The following is an 18,394-nucleotide window of genomic DNA, read 5'->3' as shown; positions in this document are numbered from 1 at the left end:
CAATCGAAAAAACAATTACTATTATTCAATTCATACTAAAAACCTCAAAACACAATACCTTTCGATACAATACACAAACGAAAAAACAATCTAGGATTAACAATGATTAAAATATTTATGAGCATAGGCTTACTATTTAGCATCAACTTATTTGCCAGTGCAGTTCATGAACACTCGCATAATGGACATTCACATCAAGGTACAAAAGAAGGCACACAAGAGAAGATAAAAGCTTATACTAAAGCATGTGATGATGGAGATATGAAGAGTTGTAACAATATGGCAGTTTTATATGATCTCGGTGAAGTTGTAAAACAAGATAAAAGTAAAGCATTCAACCTATACACTAAAGCTTGTAACGGCGGAAATAAATATAGTTGTAACACTCTGGGAAAGTTATACTCTAACGGTGACGGAGTCAAACTGAACAAAAGCAAAGCCATTGAGTTTTATACTAAAGCCTGTAATAATGATCATCATAATAGCTGTAATACTTTAGGCATAATGTACATCAAAGGTGATGGAGTAAAGCAAGATAAAAGTAAAGCAAAAGAGTTGTTTTTTAAGGCCTGTGATGGCGGAAGTATGAGTGCTTGTCAAAACTATGAAAGAGTAAAAAAAACAGGTATAAAGTAGCCAAATCATGAAAATATATATAGCTGGGCCTGATGTGTTTGAGATAGACTCTATAGAGATAGGACAGAGGTACTCTAAACTATGTGAGCTCTATGGTCATGAAGGATTATATCCTCTTGATAATGTTGTAGATTTTAAACAAGCAAAACAAAAAATAGCTCAAGATATATTTCATGCAAATGTAAAACTTATCAAAGATGCTGACATTGTTATTGCAAACCTAAATGCCTTTAGAGGCAAGGAAGCAGACAGCGGAACAGTTTGGGAGTGTGGTTTTGCCAGTGCTTTAGGCAAGAAAGTATATGGCTATATGCAAAACACCTCAGCTTACATAGACAGCTTTGATAAAGTGACTACATTAGCTGATGGACTTTACGCAGACAGTGAAGGTAAAATCATAGAAGATTTTGACTACCCAATAAACCTGATGATAGCATGTTCAGCCGAGATAGTTGACGGTGGGTTTGAAGATGTATTGAAACTGATCTCAAAAAAGTAAATCAGCTTTAAAAAACTTTCACAAAGTCTTCTATGATTTTACCATCTCCTGAAATGCCCGCTGTCTTTTTAGCATCTATCTTACTCATCGTAGCTGCATCGTCGAGTAAAGTTGCTATGTCATCAAATAGACTTAAATACAAAAATATAAAATTATGTGTATAATATTTGTATGAAAAATTATAAATTTAAAATCACCGGAAAAGTACAAGGTGTTTATTACAGAGCAAGTGTACAAAAAAAGGCACTAAATGCCGGATATAGCGGATATGTAAGGAACATGCCTGATGGCAGTGTAGAAGCCGGAGTCACATGCCACAGCTCAAAACTGGAATACTTCATAAACTTACTAAAGCAAGGTTCAGAGTATAGTGAAGTAGATGCTGTTGAGATGCAAGAAAGTGAAGAACTTTTTAGCGAAAAATTTGAAGTAAGATAGAAACAAATATTATTTGCTATAATAATTCTAGCTCTAAAGTTTCGATGGAAACCTTTAGCTTCTCTTTATTAGGAAGTAGTTTATGAAAAAAAGCCATCAAATTAAAAAAGAGATAAGTCTTCTTTTATTTGCTTTTATCGTTATCGCCATTTTGGCGATAGCTTCAAAGACTGTAGGTTTCTACCAGATAGAGACTATACACAAGACAGCTTCAGACCTTTACGAACATCCACTAAAAGTCTCAAACTCTGCACTCAAAGTAAAACTAGGTGTATACGAAATTCATAGAGACATGAAAGATGTTGTTTTATCCGCTTCTGATCAAGAACTCCTAAAGTTTATAAAAAAAGTAGACGAGAACGAAAAGCATGTATATGAAAACCTTAGTATTATTGAAAAAAAAATATTAGGAGCAGAAGGCTTAAAACTTCAACAAAATACAAAAAAACTTTTTACTGCTTGGAAACCAATACGCGACGAAGTTATAACTCTTACAAAAGATGGACACAGAAATGAAGCAATTGCGATTACCAAGGGAAAAGGTCATCAACATACTCTAAAACTAGAAGAAGCTTCACTGAAGCTATACACTTATGCACAGAATAAAGCTACTGAATTTAAAAATGAGTCTCACTCTAGTTTTGAAAAACTAAGATTTATAAATGTCGAAGTCAGCATCTTACTTTTATTACTCTTTATTTTAGTGGTCTACTTTACTATCAAAAGAACATCAAACTACTTTCACAAAAATGAGAATCTAACCGATATTCTTTCTCTAGTTAGAAATGTAAATCAACTAATAACCAGAGAAAAAGAGATTGAAACACTCCTGAAAAAGAGTTGTGACATCTTGGCTTCTAGCCATATATACGGACATGCCTGGATCATTACTTTTGATGATGCAAACAATATCAGCCAACTCGTAGGCTCAGATGATTCTGAAAACTTCATCTCATTTAAAAAAAAGGTAGAATCAAACTGGACTCCTCACTGCGTCAAAAAGACAGAAGAAACAGATGAGTTCTACTCCTCGATAGAAGATATACTAAACAACTGTCCAAACTGTCCACTAATGAACTTGTACAATGGAAAGAGCGCTTTTAATATCGAACTTAAATATGAAAAAAAACTTTATGGATACTTGAATATATCTATACATAAAGAGCACCTCAACAACATAGATGAAATCTCTCTTTTAAATGAACTTGCGAGTGATATAGCATATGCTATTAATAATATAAAAACTGAAGAGATTCTATCTCAAAGTAATGAGAGATACAGAACACTTTTTAAAGGTAACAAAGCTACTGAACTTATTATAGATGCCAATAGTGGAAAGATAGTAGACTGTAATGAAAAAGCTCTCCAGTTCTACGGATATAGCTACGAGCAGATAACTTCTATGCACATAAGTGAGATAAATATTTTAACTGCAGAAGAAGTGGCTTTTGAGATAAAACAAGCTAGAGAAGAACATCACGATAAGTTTAACTTTAGACATAGACTTGCAAACGGCGAGATTAGAGATGTAGAAGTCTACTCAGGTCCAATTGAGTTTAACAATGAGACTCTACTCTACTCGATAATATTTGATGTAACTGAACATCGTCAACTAGAGGAATACAAAAAAAAGACTCAGGAACAACTAAAACTTGTACTTGAAGGAAGTAGAGATGGCATCTGGGATTGGGATTTAGCAACTGATGAAGTTTACTTTTCTCCTAGATTCAAGGAGATGCTCGGCTATAGCGACGAAGAGATGGAGAATTCATTTGAAGCATGGGCTAGTATTTTGCATCCAGATGATAAAGAACAGGCATTTTCAAATATTCACATGTCTCATGATGGGAAAACAGACAATTATAGAAATATTCACAGACTAAAACATAAAGATGGTCACTGGGTATGGGTAGATTCTCGCGGTCAAACAATATTTGATGAGAACAACAAAGCAATACGTATGATAGGTTCCCATACAGATATTACAAAAGAAAAAGAGTATGAGAGTACCATAGTACAGATCAAGGAACTATACGGAAATATCATTAATAGTGTGGATAACCTGATCTTTGTAAAAGATACTAATCTCACTTACATAGCTTGTAACAGCGCTTTTGAAAAGTTTATGGGAAAATCAAAAGATGAACTTATAGGAAAAAATGATTATGATTTTTTTGAAAAAGAGGTTGCTGACCTCTTCCGTGGATATGATAAAAAAATGCTCGATGCTAATAAAGCAAAGTCTAACTTTGAATGGGTTACTTACCCAGATGGAAGTCAAGTATATCTCTTAACTACAAAATCTCCTTTAGTGGACTCTAATGGAAATATATCAGGTTTAGTTGGAAACTCTGTGGATATAACACAGCAAAAAAGAGTGGAGGAAGAACTTCTAAAAAGTGAAACAAAATTTCGTAGTATATTTAGTCAAACGTTTCAGTTTGCAGGCATCGTATCGCTAGACGGTATTTTATTGTCAGCTAATAATGTTTCACTTGAATTCATAGGTGCAAAAGAATCTGATGTAGTTGGAAAACCTTTTATAGACACTCCTTGGTGGAAATACAATAAAGATTTAAAAGAGTGGCTCACGAAGAGTATAGTAAAAGCTTCTCAAGGTGAGACTATTCAAGGAGAAGTTACACACTATTCAAAAGATGGGGAACTTCACTATTTTGACTTTTCCTTAAAACCTGTTGTTAATGAAGATGGGGTAGTTCAGTATCTTGTAGCAGAAAGTAGAGATATTACAGATAAAATAATAGTAGAAAAGACTTTAGCAGAGAGTAACAGACAACTTACGGCATTTATGGACAATCTACCTGGAATGGCATACAGATGCAAGAACAATCACTTATGGACTATGGAGTTTGTTAGTGAAAGGTGCCTGGAGCTTACCGGATATAGACCTATTGACATTATAGATAATAAAAAAATAAGTTTTATGGACATTATCTACCCTGATGATAGAGAAAAGGTTTGGGATGATGTACAAAATGGACTTAGAGCCAAAGGAAGTTTTGAATCTGAGTATCGTTTGCTTACAGAAAATGGTGAGATTAAGTGGGTATGGGAACATGGTTTAGGAATCTATGATGAAGATAACAATGTTATAGCGATAGAGGGTGTAATCATAGATAATGAAGCTCGAAAACAAGCCGAACAAGAGCTAATAGTTTCTAATGACAAATTTGAAAAAGCATTTAATAAAACACCGAATCTGATTATTATAAGCAGTCTTGAGACAGGTATTATTTATGATGTCAATGAAACATACGAAAAGATATTAGGTTACAAAAGAGAAGATATAATTGGTAAAAGCAGCGTTGATTTGAATATGTGGCATAAAAAGGAAGACAGAGATAAGTTTGTAGAGAACTTCAAAAGAAATGGTTCGGTAAATGGAGAGACATATGACTTCAACACTAAAGATGGAGATATAAAGACTATAAAAATGTACTCTAATATAGTTACAATAGATACTAAAACATATATCTTAAGTGTCGCAGAAGATATTACAGAAAAACTATCTTTAGAAACTGAAAATAAAAAACTCATCCATGTTCTTGATCAAAATGTCAATGAAGTTCATGTTTTTAATCTCGATGATTACCACTATAGTTATGTAAACCATGCCGGCTTATCTGCACTTGGGTACACAATGAAAGAGATGCAAGAATTAACCCCGGTTAACATAGCAGATGCTGTTGATTCTATAGAAAAACTTAAAGTTGTTCTAGATCCTCTTTTAAATAAACATGAAAAGCAATTATATATTGAAACCACTCATAGCAGAAAAGATGGCTCAAAATATCATGTTCAAACTATCTTCCAAGTAATAACCTTTAATAATGTAAAACAAGTCGTAGCTACTGTTCTTGATGTAAGCGAACGCATTAAAATGCAGGCTGCCCTAAATGAAAGTGAAGAAAAATTCAGACTTATGATGCAGCAGTCACCTTCTGCAATAGAGTTATACGATTTAAATGGTATGCAAATTGATGTTAATCATTCATACGAAATACTTTGGGGGTTCTCTGCCAGTCATACTCTTAATAAATTTAATATTTTTACAAGTGAAGAAGTTAAAAGAACAGGCTTAATTGACTACATAAACCAAGCTTATACGGGCGAACATGTCAATGTTCCTGCATATGAGTTTGATTCTACTGGGGAGACTGAAGGAAATGGTAAAGGAAGAAAACGTTGGCTTAGCACAACAATATACCCTCTAAAAGACAGTAATAATGTAGTAAAAAATATTGTTATAACACATCAAGACATTACAGATAGACAAGATAACTTAAAAGAGTTAGAAGAAAAAACAAAGGAACTTGAAACTATTTTTAACGATGCACCAGACCCGATGGCTATACATGATGAAAATGGAAATATCTTAATGATAAACAAAGCTTGGGAAGAAAAAACTGGTTATAAACATAAAGAGATAAACACCATTGATAAGTGGACTGAAAAGGTTGCTCCAACTACTTCTGGAGATAGAAAAGAACACATTAAAAACCTCTACGCAATTACAGAGAAAATAGATGAAGGTGAGTTTGAGATAACTACCAAAAGTGGTGAAAAACTTATCTGGTCATTTAGTTCAGGTCCTTTAAAAACTACTAATGAGGGTACTCGTATATTAATATCTTCAGCAAAAGATGTCACAGAATTAAAACATAAAGATGATCTCATAATGATGCAGTCTCGTCATGCGGCTATGGGTGAGATGATAGGGATGATAGCTCACCAATGGCGCCAACCTATAAGTATAATTGCTATGGCTGCGAATAATGTACTATTGGATATTGCTTTAGATAGTTTTGATGCTACAGAAGCTGAAAAGTTTTCTCAAAGTATTCTCAATCAGACTTCACATCTATCAAAAACCATAGATGACTTTAGAAACTTTTTTAAACCTGATAAAGAAGTCACTAAGGTTAAACTTCAATATATTATAGAAGAGACTATTAGCATAGTTAACAATAGCCTTGTAAATAATTCTATAGAGCTTCAAACCTCTTTCAAATCAGACTCTGAAGTAGATGCATATCAAAGAGAGCTTATGCAGGTTTTTGTAAATATTATAAATAATGCAAAAGATTCCATGTTATCAAGCGGCATAGAAAAGCCTACAATAGTAATTAAAGTTTATGACGATGACAAATATGTCAATACAGAGATTTGTGACAATGGAAATGGTATAGACCTAGCTGTACTGCCAAAGATTTTTGACCCTTACTTCACAACAAAAGATGAAAAAACAGGAACAGGGTTAGGACTATATATGAGTAAGATGATTATTGAAGATCATCTAAAAGGCGTAATTGAAGCTAAAAACAAGGAACATGGCACCTGCTTTAGAGTCAGACTGCTTAAATAATAATTTCTGCGTTATTTATTATATTCGATGAATATAAGTTATGATAATATAATCATAATTAACTAAATATAAGAGGAGATTAGTCTTATGCAAGATAAGCTAAAAACAAAAATAGCTTCCCTTAAAGAAAAAGCAGGACATTTTTCTATATTATATGTTGAAGATGAACAAGTATTGCGTGATGGTATCACCACTTTTCTAAATAAAATCTTCACAAATATTGACACAGCTGTAGATGGGGAAGAGGGTCTTAAAAAATATACTCAAAACCAATATGACATAGTGATTACAGATATTCAGATGCCAAAAATGGATGGTCTGGAGATGATAAGTAAAATCAAAGAGATTAATGAAAAACAAGAGATTATTGTTGTTTCTGCATACACTGATTCAGAATTTTTAACAAACTCCATTCAACTTGGAGTTACTGGGTACATAGTTAAACCTATAGACTTTTCTCAAATACTAAAAATGCTAAATCAATCAGTTGATAAACTATCGGCATTTCACGAAAATGAAATGTATAAATCTGATCTAGAAGCGATGGTTGAAGAGAGAACACAGACTATTTTAAACCTTCAACATGAACAAGTACAAAACTATCAGCACGCCATTCATTCTCTTGTAAAAATGATAGAAGCAAGAGATACTTATACAGGCGGTCATAGTGAACGCGTTGCTGCGTACTCAAAAGATATTGCCGAAGAGATGGGGCTATCACCAGAAGAGTGTATCATGATTTATGAATCAGGAATCCTGCATGACATTGGTAAAATCATAACACCGGATGCAATCTTACTAAAGCCAAATCAGTTGACAGATAATGAATACTCGTTGATAAAAGACCATGTAACAGCAGGATATAATATACTTCATGAAATCCCAATGTACCATGAGCTTGCAGGAATCGTACATGCCCATCATGAGCACTGTGATGGAAGTGGTTATCCTAAAGGATTAAAAGGTGATGAGATTCCATTAGCTTCAAGAATTATGGCTGTAGCAGATGCATTTGATGCAATGACTACCAGAAGAGTATATAAAGCGAAGAAGAGCGTTGCTCAAGCTATAGAAGAGCTGGAAAAATATAGTGATATTTGGTACGATCCAAAAGTAATTGAAAGTGCTAAAAAGATTTTCAAATCTGTTGACCTTAAAAATAATGCAGAACAACTTCCCAATACTTTTATAGATGATGAGCGTTTTGCATACTTTTATAAAGATCCATTGACGCATCTTTATAACAACTACTACCTTGATTTTATTTTACAATCCAACAGAGATTCAAAAAAAGATCTTTACCTAAACATACTTTATATGAAAGACTTTTCTAAATATAACAAAGAGTATGGTTGGAATGAGGGTGATGCAGTTCTCCGCAGCTTTAGTGAGTATCTTAGAGTAGAATATCCACACCATCAACTCTTTCGTATCTTTGGAGACGACTTTGTTCTTTTAAGCGAAAAAGATTTTAAAGTTGATTTAGATAAAATTAATTCTATCCCTCTATTTAACACAAACGGTCTCTCTTGTAATAGCAAATATTACAACCTTCAAAATATGAGTGTTCACAGTTTTAAAGATTTACAAGACTAATTTTGTGAACACTTTTTGCTTGATACTAATTGGATTTACACAATTTGTCTTTGTTGCTTTGCCTAAGCGTTAAAACGCTTTACAACTAAGGATATGTAATGTTAAATGGTTTAATTAGTGTCGATATCAATAGCACCCATTCACCCAAGGTTGATCAAAATAAACGTTTTTCTAAAATGGTGAGAATAATCATAATGTTTAACGATGGAGGAGGCTGATCCTCCCGTCTATTTTATTAAGTTTGTATCAATATTATGTTACCATTTGTTGATACAAAGGACCAAAATGTCAATGAAAAAACTACTTATATTCTCTCTTTTACTCTCTAATCTTGTCGCATTTTCTACTACCAATATCCAATTACTTCGTGGAACTTTTGATGGTAATAGTTACGTTTATGATACCAAGAATGGTGGGAAGACAACTGTTACTCTTGAGCACTACAGCTCATTTGAGTATGGTGATATCTATGGTTTTATTGATCATAGTGTTGCAGATGACAACTTTAAGTACCATGATGATAAAACAGATACTTATGGAGAGTTTGCTCCCAGACTTAACCTTAGTAAACTAACTTCGCATGATCTACGTTTTTCATTTGTCAAACAAGTCTATCTTGCATATCAGTACAACGCTAGCAATACTTATAATGCAAATTTAATAGGTCTTGGAAGTGATCTATCTGTTTACGGATTTGATGTGTTTGGTATTAATTTTTATAAGAAATATCAAAATATTGGTAAAGACACTTATCAGCTATCTCCATATTATAAAACTAAAACTTTGGGAAACATTTTTCATATAGCTGGATTTATTGACTGGACAGAGTATGATTTCTTGTCTCAAAATCAATTTTTATTTGATATGAAAAGACTGCTAAAGGTAGATAATCTTTTCATAGGGGCTGAGTGGCACTACTATAAGCAAAAGCCACTAAACCTAAACTTCAATTCAAAAGTAGAATCAAACACTCTTCAAGCAATGATTAAATACTATTGGTAACTACTTCTTAGAGTTTAATCTTGACTGATACTCTTGAGGGTGTTTACAAACAGGACATGTTTTTGGAGCTTTTTTACCTCTATGAATATGTCCACACACTTCACAGATCCACTCTTCTTCCTCATCTTCACTAACGTGCTCAGCTTCCGCTTCAAGTCTGTCTAATAACATCTTAAACATATTCTCATGTTCAATTTCAACACTGCCGATATCGCTAAATAATTTTGCAGCTTCTTTATATCCCTCTTCTTTTGCAATATCTGCAAAGTCAGGATACATAGTTACGTTTTCATAGTGCTCACCATCAATAGCCATTTGAAGATTTGCTTTTGTATCTCCAAAACTATCTTCAGTTCCGCTTGTCATTCTATTTGCTAATGCAAGTTCCATCTTAGCGTGTTGCTTTTCATTGTTTGCAGCTCTTTGAAAATGTTCTGCTATATCTCTATAACCCTCTTTTTGTGCTACTTTAGCAAAATATTCATACTTGTTTCTTGCTTGTGATTCACCTGCAAATGCTTTTAGTAAATTTACTAGAGTCAGATTCTCAGTAATCATTTCCATAGCTTGTCCACAACAGTGAAGCTCACCGCCACCAACATGTCCTACTTCTACAATATTTCCACATTTATCACATCTATACGATTCATACTGTCTCATCTTCTAATCTCCTAAATTTATCTAAAGGATAATTTTTATCCTTTGTAACATTATATTACTATTAAACTTAAAATATAATTTTTCTCCTTTAAACTACTATATTGTATAATATCATTATGATTAACTATACAGATGAACTCAGACGTCATAATTTAAAAGCTACACCGCAAAGACTTGCAATCAGTAATACATTGCATTCTTATGGACACATAAACGTAGATACTCTTTATGAATTAATGCTTAAAAAATTCAAATCTATTTCTCTGGCAACTATATACAAAAATATTAACTTAATGCTTGAAAACTCCTATATACAAGAGGTCAAGATTCCTCAAAGTAAGTCGGTTTATGAGCTTACAAAGAATTATCATTCTCATCTGGTGTGTACTAAATGTGGAAAAGTTGAAGATATTAAACTCAATATGAATCCTATTTTAAGTGAAGTTAATTCTAACTGCAATTTTGAAATATCTAAAACAGATATAGTTTTATCTGGAATATGTAAAGAGTGTCAATAAAATTTTCTTCTAATTTGTATTACTTTTAACAACTCCTCAGCACTACTATTATATAATCGCGTTATCAATTTTTCCAAGAAGGAATCCCATGCGTGGTTATAAAATTTTTGCCGGTTCTGCAAGTATTGAATTTGCAAAAGAAATTTGTCAAGTTCTAGATGTTCCATTAGCTAATGCTGATACAAAAAGATTTAGTGACGGTGAAATCTCTGTTCAAATTGCTGAGAGTGTTCGTGGTCGTGATGTATTTATAGTTCAAAGTACAGGTGCTCCATCAAACGATAACCTTATGGAACTACTCATTATGACAGATGCTCTTCGCCGTTCATCTGCTCAAAGTATTACTGCTGTCGTTCCTTACTACGGATATGCAAGACAAGATAGAAAAGCTGCTCCTCGTGTTCCAATCACAGCAAGACTTGTTGCAGATATGTATGAAACTGCAGGAATCGACAGGGTTGTAACAATTGATCTTCATGCTGGTCAGATTCAAGGGTTTTTCAATATCCCAGTTGATAATCTTTACGGGTCTATTACATTTGAGACATATATCAAAAGCAAAAACCTTAAAAACCCAATCATTGCTTCTCCGGATATAGGTGGCGTTGCTCGTGCTAGATACTTTGCAAAAAGAATGGGTCTAGAGATGGTTATCGTTGATAAACGTCGTGAAAAAGCTAACGAGAGTGAAGTTATGAATATCATAGGTGATGTTAAAGGTCACGATGTAATTATGATTGATGATATGGTAGATACTGCCGGAACTATGGTTAAAGCTGCTACTGCACTTAAAAATAATGGTGCTACTTCAGTTATGGCATGTGCTACACACGCTGTTCTTAGCGGAAAAGCTTATGAGAACCTGGATCACGGTGAGCTTGATGAACTAATAGTTACAAATACTTTAGAATCAGCACCGCATAAAAAAATAAAGGTATTAACAGTTGCTCCTCTTTTTGCAGAAGTAATTCGTCGTGTTTACCACAACGAAAGCGTTAATGGCCTTTTTGAATAATTAGGAAGTATTAATTGAAGAATATTAGAAACTTTTCTATCATCGCTCATATCGACCACGGTAAAAGTACTTTAGCAGACCGTATCATTCAAGAGTGTGGCTCAGTTACTGAACGTGAAATGAGCACTCAGATGATGGATACTATGGATATTGAGCAAGAGCGTGGTATTACAATCAAAGCTCAGAGTGTTAGACTTGACTACGTAAAAGACGGAGCACACTATATCCTAAACCTTATCGACACTCCGGGCCATGTTGATTTTTCTTATGAAGTTAGTAAATCGCTTGCTTCTAGTGACGGTGCTTTACTTATCGTAGATGCTGCTCAAGGTGTTGAAGCTCAAACTATTGCAAATGTATACTTGGCACTTGATAATAACCTTGAACTTATTCCTGTAATTAATAAGATAGATCTTCCTGCCGCAGATCCAATGAAAGTAGCCGAAGAGATAGAGACAAGTATAGGTATAGATGCTACAGATGCTTGTTTGGTTTCTGCAAAAACCGGTGTTGGTATTCGTGAACTTATAGATGCTATTGTCGATCGCGTACCAGCTCCGGTCGGTGACCCTGAAGCTACTACCAAAGCTATTATTTATGATTCATGGTTTGATCAGTATTTGGGTGCGCTTGCTCTTGTGCGTGTTTTTGACGGTCAAGTAAAAAAAGGACAAAACATTAAGCTTATGAGTAATGGTGAAGAGCATCAGATACTAGACTTAATGTACCCTCACCCCATGAAAAAAATAAAAACCAATACTATAGAGTGTGGTGAAATCGGTGTTGTTGTTTTAGGTCTTAAAGAAGTTAGTGTTGTAAATGTTGGTGATACTATTACTGATGCTAAAGATCCGACTGCAGAGCCTGTTGGAACATATGAACCTGCAAAACCATTTGTGTTTGCCGGAATATATCCAATAGACACTGACAAATTTGAAGACCTTAGAGATGCTCTTGACAAACTAAAACTAAATGACAGCTCACTGAGTTATGAGCCTGAGACATCCGTAGCTCTTGGTTTTGGTTTCCGTGTTGGTTTTCTTGGTATGCTGCACATGGAAGTTATTAAAGAGAGGCTTGAACGTGAGTTTAATCTTGATCTTATTGCTTCTGCACCATCTGTTGTATACAAAGTTCATCTTACAAATGGAACTATGATTGATGTTCAAAACCCATCACAACTGCCAGATGTTCAAAAGATAGACCATATAGAAGAACCTTATGTAAGAGCAACTGTAATCACTCCTAGTGAATATCTTGGAAATATTATAACTCTACTTATCAACAAACGTGGTACTCAGACAAAGATGACCTACTTGAATGAAGATAGAGTAATGTTAGAGTATGAGATACCTATGAATGAAATAGTTATGGACTTTTATGACACACTAAAGTCTATCTCAAAAGGTTATGCTTCATTTGATTATGACCCAATAGAGTTCAAAACTGGTGACCTTGTAAAACTTGATATAAAAGTAGCCGGAGAGGCTGTAGATGCACTAAGTGTTGTTGTCCCTCGTACTCAAGCACTTGCTCGTGGTCGCGTTTTGGTTAAAAATATGAAAGAGCAGATTCCCAGACAGCTTTTTGAAGTAGCTGTTCAAGCTTCTTTAGGTTCTCAGATCATTGCTCGTGAAACTGTAAAATCTATGGGTAAAAATGTTACTGCTAAATGTTATGGTGGTGATATTACTCGTAAAAGAAAACTACTGGAAAAACAAAAAGCCGGTAAGAAAAGAATGAAGTCTATCGGGAAGGTTCAACTTCCTCAAGAGGCATTCATGTCTGTTCTAAAGATGGACTAAGTAGTTTCAATATGAAATGCATGTTGTGTGAGAGTCTTTCACTCACACACATCTGCTCCACTTGTCAAGAAACATTTTTAACTCCTAGCATCTATAAGCGAAAAATCCTAAATAATATAGAAGTTATCTCTTTTTATAAATACAACGATATAAAAGACCTTCTTCATACAAAACACACCGACATAGGCTATTACGTATACTCTATTCTCGCAAACAACTCCTTGAAACTATTTGCTGAAAACTTTGAATATTCAAGCCTTCTCAGTTCAATAGCGATTGATGACAATGTAAATAGCGGATACTCTCATACTGCAATATTGAACAAAGCTCTTAAAAGCAGATACATAAAACCTGAGTTTAATAGACTAAGAGCAAAAAATCCTGTCTCCTACTCTGGCAAAAGTAGAGAGTTTAGACTAATGAACCCAAGAGATTTCACATTTAAGCACAGCTCAACTAAGGAAATAATACTTGTAGATGACATTATTACAACAGGCTTAACGCTCACACAAGCCATAAATACTGTGCATAAAAATAATTTAAACGCCTTATTTTGCCTAACTCTAGCAGATGCAAGTATCAAATAGCTAAGCACAGTGTAAGGACACTTAAACTAGAATGTAAAATTATTATTTTAGGTCAACTTATGAAAACCATTTTTTTATTACTTTTTTTATCAACTTTTTTATTCTCAAAAGATGTACTTCTTGATGACCTTCTTGCCCAATATGAAAAATCAGAATCTCTTTATCATAAAACAAAAAAAGAGAGTGCCGGACATCTAATACTTTTCTCACGTGAAGATCTTGATCAGATGCAGGCATATACGCTTAATGATGTACTTAAAACTATTCGTATGTATAATATTGAAGCCACAAGAACAGGTATGACTACCCTTGTAAAAAGCGGTAGTAGCCAAGTTTCACCAAATCCGGTAAAGATATTTATAAATTCTCATGAGTTAAATTCAGCAACTCTTGGAAATGCACTGACTCAGTATGGAAAAATGGGTCTATACTTTATAGACCATATAGAAGTTTATCAAGCCGGTAACTCAGTAACATTTGGTAATGAACCTGGAAGTATGATAATAAAACTATATACAAAAGAGCCATCTCGTGAAAATTCCACATCTGCTCAAATCTCTATTGATACAAGAGGAAGTTTGAATTTAAGAGCTGTAGATGCAAAAGAGATTGGGGAGTATTCGTACTTAGCAAATATTGATGTAAGTAAAAACAACTATGAGACATACAATGCAAATGGATACGAACTCTCTCGTGATGGACAAAGAGGTCAAATATATGCGAAATTTTCAAAAAAAGAGAGTTACGATATAGAGATCGGTGCTTCAAAAGAGAAGTATGACTCATTTAGCGGTTTAGCCAATGCTCCGGTTGATGGTTATATTAATGCAAAGAACTTTTATCTTCAAGCTACAAAACACTTTGATAAAGAACTAAATATAATACTAAGTCTATCTCATGAAGAGTTGGATGTTTTAAATCAAGATGCAGTAGCTATACCTATAGCAGATGGTGCTATGCCTAAGCAGCTTGATGTAAATATTGGCAGTAATGTCTATAGTGCCATTATAGAGAAAAGATTTCTTCATGGAGCAAATGACCTCTTTTTAGGCGCACATATCAAACATCAAAAATTCGACATTAATGAGTACAAGAGAGATGGTGTACCTACATCTAAAGTTTGGGGACCCCAAAAGAGAAATATCTATATGGCGTACCTGGAAAATCTTTATAATATTAATGAAAACAATCTTATCGCTTTTAGTGCAAAACTGGATCGTTATGAAAATGAACTATCAAAATCATCTACAGAACATATACTAAGACTAGGTTATGTAGCCCTGCTTGATGAAAGTTGGACATTTAAGTTTTTTGCGATGAAGAGTTATGTCTACCCTACTTTCAGACAGACAACTTTCTCACCAAATCTAAATATTAATCCAGATCTTGAGAGTATTAAAAATAGAATTATCAGTGCTGAGATTATTTATAAAAAATATAAAACAACTCTTACCCTTAGTGGTGGGAACGGTGAGGCAAAAAACTCTATTATCTTTAGTCCAACGCTTAAAAAATATGTTAATAAGGATGGAGTAAGCAGTTTTCAAAGAGGGTTTGTAAGAGTTGACCATATATTTGATGTTAATAACAAAATTACTCTAGAGGGCTTTAAAATGTTTAATGACACTTATGTAAGCCCAGGTGATGGCGGACTTATTCAGCTCTTCAACAAGATCGGTAAGTTTGATATTTACAATGAACTCGTATACAGATCGGACTACAGATCTTCGGATGGTATAAGTATGCCTGCTGGATATGACTACTCACTTGGAGTAATATATCCCGTGTCCAAAAAGCTAGAAGTAAAACTAAAAGGTGAGAACCTCTTAGACCAAGCTCATGAAACTCCTATAAATGGAGTCAATGTTCCTGTTATGGAACGCCGAGGCTTATTAACAATGGAGTACACTTTTTAAATGAAACTCTTAGCGACACTTATTATTTTTGCAACTGTTATATTTGCTCATGATAATTCAGATAATCTAAAAGTTAAGATTTTAGAAAAAATCATTACTGAGATATCAGTAGATAAAAAAGTAGTTGTCTGGAGTGATAATAAAGAAATTCTAACACATATACAAGAACACCATAAACTCAACACTACATACAGCTGTGAAGAATCTACAATTATAATACTTCAAGATGCAGACAGTCTTACTAAAAAGTGTGAGAAAAAGCATATCTTTGTACTAAACTACGAACTATTATCTGAATTCCCTCAAAGTTTTGGAGCACTTTTTTGGAAAAAAGGCAGACCTAACATCGTTATAATAAAGTCAAGAATAAAAGCTCAATCTATTCAAGTATCCAATGATTTAAAGCCTTATTTAGAGGAAAAAGTATGGTAAAGAAAAAGGAGCTGTTCTTATTTTTACTTCTTCTTCTTTTGGGTCTATTTTTTATCTACATTTATATCTATATAAAACAGGCTGAAGATGATATATTTAAAAGAATAGAGAGCAACAGGATAAACAATGTTTCAAGTGTTCTAAGAAATATTGAATATGATCTCATAAATAACAACTCTATAAAAAATGAGAATGACCTTGTTTCTTTACTCTCTAACAATAAGACAAGGGAACTCTTTGAAGATAAAATATCTCTTTTTTTGACACCAAGTGTAAAATATATCTACCTGCTTTACAAAGATGAAGAAGGTAGGTTTAGATTTCTACTAGATGCCTCTAAAGAGGACAAAGCGAACTTCTACCAAAAGTTTGATGTCTTTGATGAAGCCTATATGAAAGTTTATAAAGAGTCAAAACCACAAATCATAAAACAACATGACATGGAAAACCTATATCTGACTTATCTCTACCCAGTGAGAACATCCGGTAAAGCAGTCGGCATACTAAGTGTAGATATTACGACCAAGATTCAAAAAACGATTTTACAACTTATAAAACCTCTTGAGACATTTTTTATAGTTTTAATCATCTTTATATTCCTACTTATGCTTATGACAGTTGTCCAAGTTTTTCACTACTTTATAACCAGAAAAAAAATATTTACAGATCCCCTTACTCAAATATACAACAGAAACTATCTTCTAGAGATATCACCAAAACTTAACTTAAATCATTACAGTGTAGCTATGCTTGATCTTGACAGGTTTAAAGTCATAAATGATATATATGGGCACAAAGCCGGTGACATGATACTCTCACAGAGCAGTATGATTATTAAAAGTTCTATTCGTGATAATGATATATTGATTCGTTATGGTGGAGAAGAATTTTTGCTACTAATGTACAATAGAGATCTAGCAGACAACTCTTCATATATTTGTGAAAGAATCAGAGAAAATATACATACACATATTTTTACATATGAGACGCATAAAATAGAGATGCAAGTATCAATCGGTGTTCATGAGAATCCGGCTTCAGAAAAGAGTCTAAATGAAGCAATAAAAGTAGCTGACAAAATGCTATATATTGCAAAAAAAGAGGGTAGAAATAGAGTTGTCTACTACAATGACAAATCAGAAAGCATGATTCTCTCAAAGGCCAAAGATATAGACTTTGTAAAGCAAGCTATAGAAGAAAATCGCGTTATCTGTTATTACCAACCTATATATAACCAACTCACCAATGAGATACTAAAGTATGAAGCACTTGTTAGAATCATAGATAAGAAAGGGGAAATAATTGCTCCTATATTTTTCCTTCCAGGACTTAAACATACAAATATTCACTATAAGCTTACGCAGAGAATTCTCTCTATTGTGTTTGAAGAGTTTAAGAACCTAAAAGAGTCCGTAAGTATAAACATAAACTTTTATGACCTTATGAACGCAGATATAGAAAAAACTATTACTGATACATTTATAGCAAACCCAGACTTAGCTTCAAGAGTTACCTTTGAGATACTAGAGAGTGATGAAATAGAAAATATAACTCTGTTTAAAGAGAAAATCGATTTACTCCATAAATATAATGCTAAAGTCTCTATAGATGATTTTGGAAGCGGTTACTCTAACTTTAAAACTATTTTAGACATCGAAGCAAACTTCTTAAAAATAGACGGCTCTTTAGTAAAAAATATAGATATCAGTGAAAAAGATTTTAAAGTAGTAAAAAGCATCATACACTTTGCCAAAGAAGCGAACATGAAAACTATTGCTGAGTTTGTTCACTCTAAAGAAGTTTATGATAAACTCGAAGAATTAGGTGTTGACTATATGCAAGGTTATTTTATTGCCCAGCCTTCAAAGGTACTACTCAACAAAAACGAACTATTTAAAGGATAA

15 protein-coding genes are annotated in these 18,394 nt (G+C 33.6%); 13 read left to right on the top strand and 2 right to left on the bottom strand.

The window, feature by feature from the left end; translation table 11 throughout:
• Positions 1-102 precede the first annotated feature (102 nt).
• The gene (locus ABZC13_RS00355; RefSeq protein ID WP_372998291.1) at positions 103-636 is read left to right on the top strand and encodes a tetratricopeptide repeat protein; all 534 of its coding nucleotides are present in this window, start codon (positions 103-105) and stop codon (positions 634-636) included.
• Positions 637-643: 7 nt separating this feature from the next.
• On the top strand, positions 644-1,135 hold the full coding sequence (locus tag ABZC13_RS00350; RefSeq protein ID WP_372998288.1) for a nucleoside 2-deoxyribosyltransferase: 492 nt from the start codon (positions 644-646) through the stop codon (positions 1,133-1,135).
• 7 nt (positions 1,136-1,142) lie between these two features.
• Here ABZC13_RS00350 and ABZC13_RS00345 read toward each other — a convergent pair whose 3' ends face one another.
• Complete coding sequence (locus ABZC13_RS00345; RefSeq protein WP_372998286.1) at positions 1,143-1,277, bottom strand: hypothetical protein; 135 nt, start codon at positions 1,275-1,277, stop codon at positions 1,143-1,145.
• A gap of 29 nt (positions 1,278-1,306) precedes the next feature.
• On the opposite strand from ABZC13_RS00345, the gene ABZC13_RS00340 reads away from it, so the two are divergent.
• From ABZC13_RS00340 to ABZC13_RS00325, 4 genes are all read left to right on the top strand, one after another.
• A complete protein-coding gene (locus tag ABZC13_RS00340) occupies positions 1,307-1,573 on the top strand; it encodes an acylphosphatase (protein WP_372998283.1) in 267 nt (88 codons plus the stop codon).
• A gap of 82 nt (positions 1,574-1,655) precedes the next feature.
• Positions 1,656-6,959 (top strand): PAS domain S-box protein, encoded by a 5,304-nt coding sequence (locus ABZC13_RS00335; RefSeq protein WP_372998280.1) that lies wholly within the window; start codon positions 1,656-1,658, stop codon positions 6,957-6,959.
• An 87-nt stretch (positions 6,960-7,046) separates the two neighbouring features.
• Complete coding sequence (locus ABZC13_RS00330; RefSeq protein ID WP_372998277.1) at positions 7,047-8,555, top strand: HD domain-containing phosphohydrolase; 1,509 nt, start codon at positions 7,047-7,049, stop codon at positions 8,553-8,555.
• 291 nt (positions 8,556-8,846) lie between these two features.
• Positions 8,847-9,557: an outer membrane protein OmpK gene (locus ABZC13_RS00325; protein WP_372998274.1), complete on the top strand. Its 711-nt coding sequence runs from the start codon at positions 8,847-8,849 to the stop codon at positions 9,555-9,557.
• Here ABZC13_RS00325 and ABZC13_RS00320 read toward each other — a convergent pair whose 3' ends face one another.
• The gene (locus ABZC13_RS00320) at positions 9,558-10,217 is read right to left on the bottom strand and encodes a ferritin family protein (protein ID WP_372998271.1); all 660 of its coding nucleotides are present in this window, start codon (positions 10,215-10,217) and stop codon (positions 9,558-9,560) included.
• 116 nt (positions 10,218-10,333) lie between these two features.
• On the opposite strand from ABZC13_RS00320, the gene ABZC13_RS00315 reads away from it, so the two are divergent.
• The 7 genes from ABZC13_RS00315 to ABZC13_RS00285 all read left to right on the top strand — a co-directional run bounded on the left by ABZC13_RS00315 (position 10,334) and on the right by ABZC13_RS00285 (position 18,394).
• Positions 10,334-10,735: a Fur family transcriptional regulator gene (locus tag ABZC13_RS00315; RefSeq protein ID WP_372998268.1), complete on the top strand. Its 402-nt coding sequence runs from the start codon at positions 10,334-10,336 to the stop codon at positions 10,733-10,735.
• 88 nt (positions 10,736-10,823) lie between these two features.
• Entirely contained in the window at positions 10,824-11,750 is a 927-nt protein-coding gene (locus ABZC13_RS00310; RefSeq protein ID WP_372998265.1) for a ribose-phosphate pyrophosphokinase, read from the top strand.
• Positions 11,751-11,764: 14 nt separating this feature from the next.
• Complete coding sequence (gene lepA, locus ABZC13_RS00305; RefSeq protein ID WP_372998262.1) at positions 11,765-13,555, top strand: translation elongation factor 4; 1,791 nt, start codon at positions 11,765-11,767, stop codon at positions 13,553-13,555.
• Positions 13,556-13,566: 11 nt separating this feature from the next.
• Complete coding sequence (locus tag ABZC13_RS00300; protein ID WP_372998259.1) at positions 13,567-14,142, top strand: ComF family protein; 576 nt, start codon at positions 13,567-13,569, stop codon at positions 14,140-14,142.
• Between the two features lie 59 nt (positions 14,143-14,201).
• On the top strand, positions 14,202-16,058 hold the full coding sequence (locus ABZC13_RS00295; RefSeq protein WP_372998256.1) for a TonB-dependent receptor plug domain-containing protein: 1,857 nt from the start codon (positions 14,202-14,204) through the stop codon (positions 16,056-16,058).
• Entirely contained in the window at positions 16,059-16,490 is a 432-nt protein-coding gene (locus tag ABZC13_RS00290; protein ID WP_372998253.1) for a hypothetical protein, read from the top strand.
• Positions 16,484-18,394 carry an EAL domain-containing protein gene (locus ABZC13_RS00285; RefSeq protein WP_372998250.1) on the top strand — a complete coding sequence of 637 codons (1,911 nt, stop codon included), beginning with the start codon at positions 16,484-16,486 and terminating at the stop codon, positions 18,392-18,394. The genes ABZC13_RS00290 and ABZC13_RS00285 overlap by 7 nt, the downstream gene beginning before the upstream one ends.

Source organism: Sulfurimonas sp. (assembly GCF_041563035.1).
Lineage (GTDB): Bacteria > Campylobacterota > Campylobacteria > Campylobacterales > Sulfurimonadaceae > Sulfurimonas.
The sequence above is the reverse complement of the archived record's forward strand: the minus strand, read 5'-3'. Positions and strand labels throughout refer to the sequence as shown.

Excerpts from the sequence above, each read along its gene's own strand:
- ABZC13_RS00300 (WP_372998259.1), top strand. The coding sequence starts at position 13,567 with ATGAAATGCATGTTGTGTGAGAGTCTTTCACTCACACACATCTGCTCC.
- ABZC13_RS00285 (WP_372998250.1), top strand. The coding sequence starts at position 16,484 with ATGGTAAAGAAAAAGGAGCTGTTCTTATTTTTACTTCTTCTTCTTTTG.
- ABZC13_RS00335 (WP_372998280.1), top strand. The coding sequence starts at position 1,656 with ATGAAAAAAAGCCATCAAATTAAAAAAGAGATAAGTCTTCTTTTATTT.
- ABZC13_RS00315 (WP_372998268.1), top strand. The coding sequence starts at position 10,334 with ATGATTAACTATACAGATGAACTCAGACGTCATAATTTAAAAGCTACA.
- ABZC13_RS00290 (WP_372998253.1), top strand. The coding sequence starts at position 16,059 with ATGAAACTCTTAGCGACACTTATTATTTTTGCAACTGTTATATTTGCT.
- ABZC13_RS00330 (WP_372998277.1), top strand. The coding sequence starts at position 7,047 with ATGCAAGATAAGCTAAAAACAAAAATAGCTTCCCTTAAAGAAAAAGCA.
- ABZC13_RS00320 (WP_372998271.1), bottom strand. The coding sequence starts at position 10,217 with ATGAGACAGTATGAATCGTATAGATGTGATAAATGTGGAAATATTGTA.
- ABZC13_RS00310 (WP_372998265.1), top strand. The coding sequence starts at position 10,824 with ATGCGTGGTTATAAAATTTTTGCCGGTTCTGCAAGTATTGAATTTGCA.
- ABZC13_RS00340 (WP_372998283.1), top strand. The coding sequence starts at position 1,307 with ATGAAAAATTATAAATTTAAAATCACCGGAAAAGTACAAGGTGTTTAT.
- ABZC13_RS00355 (WP_372998291.1), top strand. The coding sequence starts at position 103 with ATGATTAAAATATTTATGAGCATAGGCTTACTATTTAGCATCAACTTA.
- ABZC13_RS00325 (WP_372998274.1), top strand. The coding sequence starts at position 8,847 with ATGAAAAAACTACTTATATTCTCTCTTTTACTCTCTAATCTTGTCGCA.
- ABZC13_RS00295 (WP_372998256.1), top strand. The coding sequence starts at position 14,202 with ATGAAAACCATTTTTTTATTACTTTTTTTATCAACTTTTTTATTCTCA.
- ABZC13_RS00350 (WP_372998288.1), top strand. The coding sequence starts at position 644 with ATGAAAATATATATAGCTGGGCCTGATGTGTTTGAGATAGACTCTATA.